The organism is Verrucomicrobiia bacterium, assembly GCA_035765895.1.
Classification (GTDB): Bacteria; Verrucomicrobiota; Verrucomicrobiia; order Limisphaerales; family DSYF01; genus DSYF01.
Genome location: DASTWL010000071.1, coordinates 1 through 10,691, shown reverse-complemented (window position 1 = coordinate 10,691; position 10,691 = coordinate 1). Strand labels below are relative to the sequence as shown.

Here is a 10,691-nt window from a genome sequence, read left to right as displayed (position 1 = left end):
GACGAACTCATTGCGGCCATTGACGATTACATCGCGGCCAACAACCAGAAGCCAAAGCCCTTTGTTTGGACCGCCACCGCCGAACTCATTCTCGATCGCGTCGCCACACTTTGTAAGCGAACTAATCGCTCACCACACTAGATCTTCACCTTGAACTGTTCGCCGCGCTTGACCGACTGACAGAAGCCCGCCAGCAGTTCGGGAATTTTTTCGAGGTCCAGCAGGTTCACCACTTCCACCGGCGAGTGCATGTAACGGTTCGGCAGGCTGATTAACGCGCTCGCAATGCCGCCGCGCGTCCAGAAGATCGCGTCGGTGTCCGTGCCGCTCGTCGCGGACATGGCCTCGTGCTGGAGCGGAATCTTTTTCTTCGCCGCCACGTCTTCCAGCCGCGCGACCACTTCGGGATGATTGCATCCGCCGTGCGTGATCGCCGGTCCGCCGCCAAGCTTGATGTCGCCGTGCTGCGCCTTGTTGACCGTCGGATAATCCGTGGCGTGCGTCACGTCCACCACCAGCGCCACGTCGGGCTTGAGGGAATAGGCGATCTGGCGCGCGCCCAACAGGCCGACCTCCTCCTGCACGTTGGACACCGCGCAAATCTCGGCGTGCAGTCTCGTCTTGGACTCCTTCAGCAACCGCAGCGCTTCGGCGACGGCGAATGTCCCGATGCGATTGTCGAAGGCCCGCGCCACGGCGAGGTCGCCGCGCAGCACTTCAAATTCGTCCACAAGCGTGATGGGGTCGCCAATGCGCACGAACTGCTCGGCCTCCTTGCGGCTGGCGGCGCCGATGTCGAGAAAGATGTCGTGCATCTTGGGCGGCTTGGGATCGCCTTCCTGCTTGGTCAAATGCGGCGCCACGTTGCCGACGACCGCTTTGACCGGGCCGCTACGGCTGTGAATGGTCACACGCTGCGCCTTCATGATGGCCGCGTCCACCCCGCCCATGCGCCGGACGTAAAGGTAGCCGTTGTCGTCGACGTAGTTCACCGCCATGGCGATTTCGTCGGCATGGCCGGCCAGCATGATGCGCGGGCCGCCACCCTTGTTCAGCACGGCCACGCAATTGCCGTAGGCATCGGAAAAGGTCTCCTCGGCGAACTGTCCGGCGTAGTCCAGCCACACGCGCTGGCCGCGGGTTTCATGCCCGACCGGGCTGGGGGTGTTGACCAGCCGCCGGAGAAATTCGAGTGATTGTGCTCGCATGGGGCGAAGCATAGAAAGCCGCTCACAGTCCGTCGAGTGGCGACTCAAGTCCGCTTGACCGGGCTTAATTCCGCTTTGCCTTGGCAGGCGGGCTTCTTAACTTCCCGGCGTGCGCTCCGAACTGCTCAAAGGCGTCTCCCGCATCGTCGTCAAAGTCGGCACCGGCGTCCTCACCGACCACCGGAAGCAGCCGGATTTGGCGCAACTGGAACAGCTCGTTGCGCAACTGGCCGCCCAGCGCAAAGCCGGCCGCGACGTGGTGCTCGTCACCTCGGGCGCCGTTGGCGCGGGCATGGGCGCGCTCGGCTTTCAAACGCGTCCCACCGAACTCGCCCAAAAGCAGGCCTGCGCCGCCGTCGGCCAGTCGCGGCTCATGGCCACCTACGACCAGTTGTTCGCCCGGCACGGACTCGTCGCGGCGCAGGTGTTGTTGACGCATGCGGACCTGGAACATCACGAACGCCACCTCAACGCCCGCAACACACTGGTGACGCTGCTCGCGCACGGCGCCGTCCCCATCATCAACGAGAACGACGCGGTGTCCTTCACCGAAATCAAGTTCGGGGACAACGACAAGCTCTCGGCGCTCGTCGCATCGCTGCTGCCCGCGGATTTGCTGGTCATCCTGACCTCGGTGGAGGGCGTGGTGGAGAACTTTGGCCAGCCCGACGCCCGCGTGTTGCCACTGGTGCAGGACATCACCGCGGCGATTGAAAAACTCGCGGGTGGCACGGACAGCGAAACGGCCGTGGGCGGCATGAAGTCCAAGGTGGACGCCGCCAAAATCGTCGTGCGCTCGGGGATTCCGCTGGTCATCGCCTCCGGCCGCAAGCACGACACCCTGGCCCGCATCCTCGCCGGCGAGGAGGAAGGCACGCTGTTCCTGCCGAAGCCGCGCAAGCTGCAAAGCCGCAAACGCTGGATCGGTTTTTTTCACCACGCCAAGGGCACCCTGTTTGTGGATGACGGCGCCAAGAAGGCGCTGCGCGAACAGGGCAAAAGCCTGCTCCCGCCGGGCATCCGGCGCTGCGAAGGCAGCTTCGCCGCCGGCGATGTGGTGCGCATTTGCGACACGGACGGAACCGAGTTCGCCCGCGGCCTCGCGAAATTCGGCGCCGGTGACATCGCCGCCGGCAAGCTCACCCGTGTCGAAGTCGTGCATCGCGATGACATGGTGGTGTTGTGAAGCCGATGCGAATGGAACCGGCCACCCCGGCCGCGAAGCGCCCTTCGTCGGAGCTCGGGGAGCGCCAAGTGAAATGATTTCCGATGAAAAAGCCCGCCCTCAACCAACTGCTCGCCGTCATGGCCAAACTTCGATCGCCCAACGGCTGCCCGTGGGACCGCGAACAAACCCACCACAGCCTGCGGCGGCATGCCATCGAGGAGGTTTACGAATTGATCGACGCCATCGAGGCGCGCGACGACCATGAGATGGCGGAGGAACTGGGCGACCTCCTGTTGCAGGTGGTGTTTCACTGCCAGCTGGCGCGCGAACGGGGCGCCTTCGACTTCGAACAGGTCACGCAGCATCTCGTGGACAAGCTGATCCGCCGCCATCCGCACGTCTTTGGCAACACGCGCGTGCGGAACGTGGACGAGGTCTGGGCCAACTGGGAAAAAATCAAAACGGCTGAGAAGCACGGCACGCGGCACCAGCGGGACTCGGCGCTCGATGGCATTCCGAAACATCTCCCCGCCCTGCTCCGCGCCGAAAAGCTCGTCAAAAAGGCGCGCAAAGCGGGGCTGCTGTCCGACGACAAACCGGTCCGCAGACCGGGCCGCGACGCCCTCGCCAGGCAACTTTTCGCCCTCGCCCGCACGGCGCAGGCGTGCGGCTGGTCGGCCGAAGAGTTGTTGCAGGCGGAGGTCAAACGCACCGAGCGCGCGTTGCGGCGGCGGGAAAGAGCCGTCTCGACAAAACCTTGATTCGTCGTCAATTTCCCGACCCATGACCGATCCGCGTTACCCCAAACTGGCGAACCTGCTGGTTCGATATTCCACGGAGATCAAAAAGGGCGAACGTGTCTTCCTCGACATGATCGACGTGCCGGATGAGTTCACCGTGCAGCTCATCCGCGCCGTCCGGGCGGCCGGCGGCATTCCCGTCGTGGAAACCCGCCGCACCCGCGTCACCCGCGAGCTGCTCCGGGGGCTCACCAAACCGCAGGCCGGCCTGATCCGCGACCTGGAGCTGACCCGGATGAAACGGGTTCAGTCCTACATCGCCATTCGCGGCGCCGGGAACATCAACGAAAACTCCGACGTGCCCGCAGACCGCATGTCGCTCTACACCACCGTCACGCGGCCGGTGCAGAATTTCCGCGTCAACAAGACGCGCTGGGTGGTGTTGCGCTGGCCCACGCCCAGCATGGCGCAGGCGGCGGGCATGAGCACGGAGGCGTTCGAGGATTTTTACTTTGATGTCTGCACGATGGATTACCGCCGGATGGCGAAGGCGATGCTTCCACTCCACCGCCGCATGTTGAAGGCGGACCGCGTGCACCTTCGCAGCCCGGGCACGGACCTGACGTTCAGCATCAAGGGCATTGGCGCCAAGACCTGCGAGGGCAAGCTGAACATTCCCGACGGCGAAGTCTTCTCCTGTCCGGTCAAGGATTCGGTCAACGGCGTCATCCAGTTCAACACGCCGACGCTCTACTCGGGAACCAAGTTTGAAAATGTCCGGCTTGTGTTCAAGCAGGGGAAAATCATTGAGGCCACGTCCAGCAATACCAAACGGCTCAATGAAATCCTCGACACCGACGCCGGCGCGCGCTACGTGGGCGAGTTCTCGCTCGGCTTCAATCCCTACATCCTGAACCCGATGTGCGACATCCTGTTTGATGAAAAGATTGCGGGATCGCTCCACTTCACGCCCGGCCAGGCCTACGAGATTGCAGACAACGGCAACCGCTCGGCCGTCCATTGGGACATGGTCCTGATTCAGCGCAAGGAATGGGGCGGCGGCGAGGTGTGGTTTGACGGCGAATTGATCCGCAAGGACGGAAAGTTTCTGCCCAAGGATCTGCGGCCGCTCAACCCGGATAATTTGCGGTAGGCCAGTTTGGACCGCAGAACGCAAACGCCGCCGGGACTGCCCGGCGGCGTTTTGGCTTTAATCCGAGAAGATGCTTATTTCGATTCCTCTTTCAGAATCGAGATGAACTGCCGCATGGCCGGCGAAAGCACTTTCGTCTTTTTGTAAATCGCCGCGAGCGGCCGATACATTTCGCCGTCATCGAGGGCAATGGCCACCAGGGTCTGCTTCTGCACCTCCTGCACGATCGTGCTCTGCGGCACAATGGCCACGCCCGCGTCGATTTCCACCGCGCGCTTCACCGTCTCGATGTTGTCGAACTCCATGACGTGGTTCACCTCGATGCCATGTTCGCGCAGCGCCTTGTCGATCGCCTTGCGCGTCGGAATGTCGGGCTCGAAGCCGATGAACTTCTGGTTGGCCAGCGTCTTCAATTTGACCGTCTTCAACTTGGCAAACGAGTGCTGCGGATGGCACACGAGCACCAGCGGATCGCGCTTGATGGGCACCATTTCGAGCTTCGCGTCCTTGACCGGATACGCCACCAGCCCCAGATCGACGACGTTGCCCAGCACGTCCTCGTAAACCTGGTTGGCGCGCCGGTATTCCACGTGAATGTTGACCGTGGGGTAGGACTTGAGGAAGCGCTTCACGTAGGGCGGCAGGTCGTGCAGACCAATCGAATAAATCGTCGCCACGCGAATGGTGCCGGAAATGATGTCCTTGATCTCCTGCAGCTTGCTGTGCAGCGCGTCGTAGGTGCCGATGATCTGCTTGCTGTATTCGTAGAGCACCTGTCCTTCGCGCGTGAGGCGGAACTTCTTTTTGCTGCGCTCGATCAGCAACGACTTGAACTGGCGTTCCAGCGAGCTGATCTGCTGGCTGACCGCGGACTGGGTGACGCCGTTGATCTGCGCCGCCTTGGTGAAGCTCTCCGTTTCGGTCAGATCGCAGAAAACTTTAAGACTCTCTATTTGCATAAGAACCATGCATATAAAAATGACTAAAATTAGTCAACAAGATTATCTATGGGCTGTAATTAGCCCGCAAGACGACCTGATGCGTTGGGTGGCCGAAACCAATGCCCGGGTGGCCGTTGCGTGGCCGCGGCCGCGGCCGGGTGGACTGGAAAGAAACGGTTTGCGGTGGCCGGAGTCAGTGCAGCAGGTGCTTCACTTTCAGCAGCAGTTCCTGGCTCGTGAAGGGCTTTTGCAAATACGCCGGATCGCCTTCACGGCTGGCCGGCCAGGCATAGCCGCTGGTGCACAAGATGCGCGTTTCCGGGGCAATTTGCCGGGCCTGCTCCATCAGCTCGCGCCCGCTCATGCCGGGCATGACCAGATCGGTCACCAGCAGCTGCACGGGCGGTTCGCCCTTGGTCAGGATTTCCAGGGCCCGCTGGCCGGAATTCGCGGTCACCACCTTGTAACCATACTCGCTCAGAATCATCTGCCCCATCGTCAGCACGAGGTCTTCGTCATCCACGAGCAGGATGGTTTCCGTGCCGCGCAAATCCGCGCCGCCCGCGGCGACTTCCCGCACCAGCCGTTGTTCGGCCGGCAGGTAGAGCCGCACGGACGTGCCGCCGCCCGCGGCGCTGGAAATCACGACGGCGCCGCCATGATTGCTGACGATGCCATAAACCCAGGCGAGCCCCAGCCCGCGGTGGTTGCGCTTCGTGGTGAAGAACGGCTCAAAGACACGCGGCAACACGTCTGGGTCGATGCCCTTGCCGGTGTCCACGACCTCGATGCAGACATAGTTGCCGGCGGCCAGGTGCACGCCCCGATCCTTCGTGGCCTCCTGCAATTCCACGTTGCGCGTGGTGAGTCCGATTTGCCCGGAACCCTCGATCGCCTCGACCGCATTCTCGACCACTTTGGTGAGCGCCTGCAGCAGCTTGGCTTCGTCGAAGCGGGCTTGAAACAAACGTCGTTCCGTGTGCAACACCCATTTCACTTCCGGCGGCGGTGGTTTTCGCTGGAACACCTCCACGCAGCGCTGCACGAGCTCGTTGAGGTTGCCCGACGCCTGCGCCCGCGTTTCCTTCTCCTGCCGGCTGAAGGAAGCCAGGTCATTGGAAATCTCGGCCGCGCGGGCCGCGGATTTTTCCACCTCCATCAACGAAGCGCGGACGGGATTGTCCTTTTCCAGCTTTCCCAAGAGCAGCGAGGTGTGCCCCAGAATGCTGGTCAGCGCGTTGTTGAAGTCGAGCGAGACGGTGCGGGCCAGTTGCAGCGCGCAGTCCAGTTTTTGCTTTTGGGCGACGAGCGCATCGGCGTTGGCGGTTTCGCCGAGCAGCTGGAGCAGAAAGCAGCGCTGCATTTCACTTTGCAGGGCGCAGACCGACACCGTGTGCGAAGCGACTCCGCCGGCCTTCCACTTGAATTTCAACGCGACGGTGGGCGTGGGCGTCTGGACCCAGTGGGCAAAAAAGCCGGCCGGTGGCTGCGGGTTTTCCGCCGCCCAGATGACCGCGAGTTGTGAGCCGGACGATTGAATGACCGGCCCGAAGGACTGCACGGCGGCGGCGTTGGAACGAAGAATCGTTCCCGCCTCATCCACCAGCAAGGCCGGCCAGCCCGCGCCATCCAGGACAAAGAAGTCGCTTGGCTTCATCAAATGCTTCCGTCACACATCATCGCGAACCTCACCGTTTGCGGCGCGGGGTTCCTTTCTGAGGCACACTCAGGAACGCGGCCGGCAGCAGCCCGGCCATGGCAAACGTGCGAACCGAACCCAGGGACCGGCTGTCGGCCACGCGAACTTCCGCCTGCGGCGCGTATTCAGCCAGCAGCTGCCGGCACGCCCCGCACGGCATCGGGCCGCCGGGCGCCCGCGCCACCACGGCCACCCCGACAAAGTCGCGATGCCCTTCGGTCAACGCCTTGAACAGCGCCACCCGCTCGGCACAGCAGGTCAGCCCGTAACTGGCGCTTTCCACGTTCGCCCCGGTAATAATTGCCCCCTGCCGGGTCAACACTGCCGCCCCCACCTGGAACTTCGAATACGGCGCCACCGCGCGCTGCCGGGCCGCCGCAGCCGCCTCAATCAGGGGATCAAGTTTGGTTCTGGGCATAATTTTCAGCAAAATGGCGCAGAAACTGTGCCGCGGCGAATTTCGCACGTTCGGCCGTTTCCAGCACTTCGTCATGCGACAACGGCTGGCGGGTCCGGCCCGCCGCCAGATTGGTGATGCACGACACCGCAGCCACGCGCAGGCCGACCTGGCGGGCCACAATCACCTCGGGCACCGTGCTCATGCCGACGGCGTCCGCGCCCAAGGTCGCAAACGCCCGAATCTCAGCCGGCGTCTCGTAACTGGGGCCCGACACCGCCAGATAAACGCCCTGATGCAGCCGCAACCGGCAGGCCTTGCCGGCGCGCCGCAAAGCCCGGCTCAGCGTGGCATCGTAGGCGGTCGTGAGATCAACAAAACGCGGCAAGTCCGGCAGCGCCGGGCCCCGCAGCGGATTGACGCCCATGAAATTGATGTGGTCCGTCAGCACCATGAAGTCGCCGGCCCGGAACGCACGGTTGAGGCCGCCAGCCGCGTTGGTCAGCAGCACGTCGCGCACGCCGCACGCCGCCAGCACCCGCATCGCGAACGTGACCACGCTCAACGCGTGCCCTTCGTAATAATGCGCCCGCCCGCTCAGAACCATGACCGGCGTGCCGCCCAGTTTGCCGAGCAACAGCTCGCCGGCATGTCCCGCCACGGTGGGACGCGGAAAACCCGGAAGGCGACGATACGCCACCCGTGCTTCCACCTGCAATTCACCCACCACGTGGTGAAAGCCGCTGCCCAGCACGATTGCCAGGGTCGGCCGCAGCGGGCATTGCGCCGCAATGAACGCGGCCGCCCGGCGGATCGCCCGCCCTTCCGTGGTTGCCGCCAAACGGGCGACGGCGGTGGCCCGTCGCGTCACCGGAAGCGGGGCGGCGTGACTTGCTTTCCGTTTTTTTTGCACTTAGGTTCGCAACGCTTCTTGGTTATGGATTTGACTCGTGACGAAATCCGCCGCTACTCGCGGCACATCATGCTGCCCGAAGTGGGGCTGTCGGGACAAAAGAAAATTTCCTCGGCCAAAGTCCTGTGCATCGGCGCCGGCGGACTGGGCTCGCCCATCCTCATGTATCTGGCGGCCGCGGGCGTCGGCCAGTTGGGCATTGTGGACTTTGACACCGTGGACGAAAGCAACCTGCAGCGGCAGTTGTTGCACGGCACCGGCGATGTTGGCCGCGCCAAGACTGAATCCGCCCGGGACGCCATCCAGCGCCTCAATCCGCATGTCAACGTGGTGCTGCATCCAGAACGCATTTCCAGCGCCAACGCCCTCGATCTCATCCAGCCCTACGACATTGTGGTGGACGGCACCGACAACTTTCCCACGCGCTATCTGACCAACGACGCCTGCGTGCTGCTCAAAAAGCCCAACATTTACGGCTCCATTTTCCGTTTCGAGGGCCAGGCGAGCGTGTTTGCCCCGCATTTGGGCGGCCCGTGTTACCGCTGTTTGTATCCCGAACCGCCACCGCCCGGTTCCGTGCCCAGCTGCGCCGAAGGCGGGGTGCTCGGGGTTTTACCGGGCATCATCGGGTGCATTCAGGCGACGGAAATCTTGAAACTTATAGTCGGAATTGGCACACCATTGCTCGGGAAGCTGCTCGTTTACGATGCAATGGAAATGCGGTTCCGGGAATTGCGGCTGCGCCGGGACCCCCACTGTCCGATTTGCGGCGAGCACCCCACCATCACGCAACTGATCGATTACGAACAATTCTGCGGCACCCAGCCGGCCAACGCCAAACCCCCCATGCATCCCGACGAAGTTTCCGTTCACGACATGAAGCACGCCCTCGACGACTGCACGCTCGGCATCAAGGTGGTGGACATCCGCGAACCCGATGAATACGCCGCGGCGCACATCCCCGGCGTGATGTTTCTCCCCTTGAGCGAACTGCAACTGCGCCTCGATGAGCTGGACCCGACGGAAACGTATTACATCCACTGCCGATCCGGCGGACGCTCCATGCGGCTGGTCCAGTTCCTGAAGGAAAACGGGTTCAAGAACGTGAAGAGCGTGGCCGGCGGCATTCATGCGTGGGCCGACGCGTTCGATCCGGAAATGCCGAAAGTTTAGTGCGGTTCGAATAATGTCGTAGCCGCCGGGTTGTTTGCAGCGTCCTCCAAAAAAATCGCGCCCGCCGGTCACTCCGGTTCATCACGTGAGCGACCGCTTCCGGAAATTCCACTCGCAGCGTCCGCGCCCTGCGCCAGAAACTCCACCCCTCCCGCCAATATCTCAATATCAAGAACCGATCCGTTTACGACCCGTTTACGTTTACCGTTTATGGACGCGAAGCCCGAAGGCGACGCGAGCCACAAGTCATGCCCCACTGAATGAACACGGTTTGGCACTGAATGTTTTCTGGCTCCCGGAGAAGCGGGAGGAGGGCGTGCGCGATGTGGGGACGAAAGTCCACGCACCGCCGACCGGACTGTCACCCAGGCCGGACGCGACACGCTGGAACCAGATGGGTGACTGAACGGATCGCCTTCCCTGGCGGGAAGGCCGCATCCGCCAACAACGACCGAAATGACAGGAAGGAATCAGGCCTTGAACGCCGCCCGCCAAAACGGCCAAAGACAAAGACAGCTTTTAAGGAAAGAAGAAGAGCTGGCTGCCGGAAATCTGTTTTTGCGTTTGACCGCCCACGCTAATGGGTGACACCTTTTAGAACAAATTCGGGGTTAACAATATCATCTCCTAAACCATTCTCGTCTAATTTATTAGGACCAATACTCCTAAGTTCAATTGATGTGATGCGCGGATTCTCTCTTAAAATTGTCACTTTGATGCGAATTGGACTGCCCCATCTATCAAGAACGGCACCTCGCGCTTTCCAGTCGGAACGCGACTGAAGCAGAGGGACGTCTTCATTCGTCGATGAGAGCATATTGAATAATATAAAGGCATTCACATTATTACTACCAGAAAGCTGCAGTATTGCTTTCGGATCCAACGCATCGAGTAGCTTAATCGCATCTTCGACAACCACCAAGTCAGACCGAGTTCGAACTACCTGATGAGCATTAACCTTTTTATATGCCTCTAATCGCCAAAACACCAATAATGACGCGGCTGCAATGACTATAAAGAATAGATACCACCTCATATCACTCACCTAAAGGGGTCAGTAAAGGGGTCAGTAAAGGGGTCAGTAAAGGGGTCATAAAGGGGTCATAAAGGGGTCATAAAGGGGTCATAAAGGGGTCAGAGATTACTAATGGTATATTCGCATTCATTTTACCGTTCGCGCACGCACCGCGTTGGCTGCGGTGCGCCAATGCCCCATCGCCAGCCGCCTGGCTATCCACGGCCAGCTCATCGTCGTCTCTTTTCGCAGTCGAGCCGCCATCTCCGCCTTCTTCTTATCCC

The 10,691-nt window shown here is 61.6% G+C and carries 10 protein-coding genes; 4 read left to right on the top strand and 6 right to left on the bottom strand.

The annotated features are described in order from the left end of the window. Positions 1-137 precede the first annotated feature (137 nt). Positions 138-1,208, bottom strand: a complete 1,071-nt coding sequence (locus VFV96_14120) for a M42 family metallopeptidase (protein ID HEU5071535.1) — start codon at positions 1,206-1,208, stop codon at positions 138-140. Between the two features lie 109 nt (positions 1,209-1,317). On the opposite strand from VFV96_14120, the gene proB reads away from it, so the two are divergent. The 3 genes from proB to VFV96_14105 all read left to right on the top strand — a co-directional run bounded on the left by proB (position 1,318) and on the right by VFV96_14105 (position 4,269). Beyond that, a complete protein-coding gene (gene proB, locus VFV96_14115) occupies positions 1,318-2,394 on the top strand; it encodes a glutamate 5-kinase (GenBank protein HEU5071534.1) in 1,077 nt (358 codons plus the stop codon). An 83-nt stretch (positions 2,395-2,477) separates the two neighbouring features. Beyond that, positions 2,478-3,137, top strand: coding sequence for a MazG family protein (locus tag VFV96_14110; protein HEU5071533.1), 660 nt, complete (start codon positions 2,478-2,480; stop codon positions 3,135-3,137). A 22-nt stretch (positions 3,138-3,159) separates the two neighbouring features. Beyond that, entirely contained in the window at positions 3,160-4,269 is a 1,110-nt protein-coding gene (locus tag VFV96_14105; GenBank protein ID HEU5071532.1) for an aminopeptidase, read from the top strand. Positions 4,270-4,343: 74 nt separating this feature from the next. On the opposite strand, the gene VFV96_14100 is transcribed toward VFV96_14105, so the two are convergent. The 4 genes from VFV96_14100 to VFV96_14085 all read right to left on the bottom strand — a co-directional run bounded on the left by VFV96_14100 (position 4,344) and on the right by VFV96_14085 (position 8,120). After that, positions 4,344-5,228: a LysR family transcriptional regulator gene (locus tag VFV96_14100; GenBank protein HEU5071531.1), complete on the bottom strand. Its 885-nt coding sequence runs from the start codon at positions 5,226-5,228 to the stop codon at positions 4,344-4,346. Between the two features lie 175 nt (positions 5,229-5,403). Then, positions 5,404-6,867, bottom strand: coding sequence for an ATP-binding protein (locus tag VFV96_14095; protein ID HEU5071530.1), 1,464 nt, complete (start codon positions 6,865-6,867; stop codon positions 5,404-5,406). A gap of 31 nt (positions 6,868-6,898) precedes the next feature. Then, positions 6,899-7,327: a cytidine deaminase gene (locus VFV96_14090; protein ID HEU5071529.1), complete on the bottom strand. Its 429-nt coding sequence runs from the start codon at positions 7,325-7,327 to the stop codon at positions 6,899-6,901. Continuing rightward, positions 7,308-8,120 (bottom strand): purine-nucleoside phosphorylase, encoded by an 813-nt coding sequence (locus VFV96_14085; protein ID HEU5071528.1) that lies wholly within the window; start codon positions 8,118-8,120, stop codon positions 7,308-7,310. The genes VFV96_14090 and VFV96_14085 overlap by 20 nt, the downstream gene beginning before the upstream one ends. A 123-nt stretch (positions 8,121-8,243) precedes the next feature. On the opposite strand from VFV96_14085, the gene moeB reads away from it, so the two are divergent. Beyond that, positions 8,244-9,392: a molybdopterin-synthase adenylyltransferase MoeB gene (moeB, locus tag VFV96_14080; GenBank protein ID HEU5071527.1), complete on the top strand. Its 1,149-nt coding sequence runs from the start codon at positions 8,244-8,246 to the stop codon at positions 9,390-9,392. Positions 9,393-9,969: 577 nt separating this feature from the next. On the opposite strand, the gene VFV96_14075 is transcribed toward moeB, so the two are convergent. Beyond that, a complete protein-coding gene (locus VFV96_14075) occupies positions 9,970-10,314 on the bottom strand; it encodes a hypothetical protein (protein HEU5071526.1) in 345 nt (114 codons plus the stop codon). Between the last annotated feature and the right edge of the window lie 377 nt (positions 10,315-10,691).

What these genes read in the sequence shown, in the direction of transcription:
- VFV96_14120 (HEU5071535.1), bottom strand. Translation starts at nt 1,208, where the DNA reads ATGCGAGCACAATCACTCGAATTTCTCCGGCGGCTGGTCAACACCCCC.
- VFV96_14110 (HEU5071533.1), top strand. Translation starts at nt 2,478, where the DNA reads ATGAAAAAGCCCGCCCTCAACCAACTGCTCGCCGTCATGGCCAAACTT.
- VFV96_14105 (HEU5071532.1), top strand. Translation starts at nt 3,160, where the DNA reads ATGACCGATCCGCGTTACCCCAAACTGGCGAACCTGCTGGTTCGATAT.
- VFV96_14100 (HEU5071531.1), bottom strand. Translation starts at nt 5,228, where the DNA reads ATGCAAATAGAGAGTCTTAAAGTTTTCTGCGATCTGACCGAAACGGAG.
- VFV96_14095 (HEU5071530.1), bottom strand. Translation starts at nt 6,867, where the DNA reads ATGAAGCCAAGCGACTTCTTTGTCCTGGATGGCGCGGGCTGGCCGGCC.
- VFV96_14090 (HEU5071529.1), bottom strand. Translation starts at nt 7,327, where the DNA reads ATGCCCAGAACCAAACTTGATCCCCTGATTGAGGCGGCTGCGGCGGCC.
- moeB (HEU5071527.1), top strand. Translation starts at nt 8,244, where the DNA reads ATGGATTTGACTCGTGACGAAATCCGCCGCTACTCGCGGCACATCATG.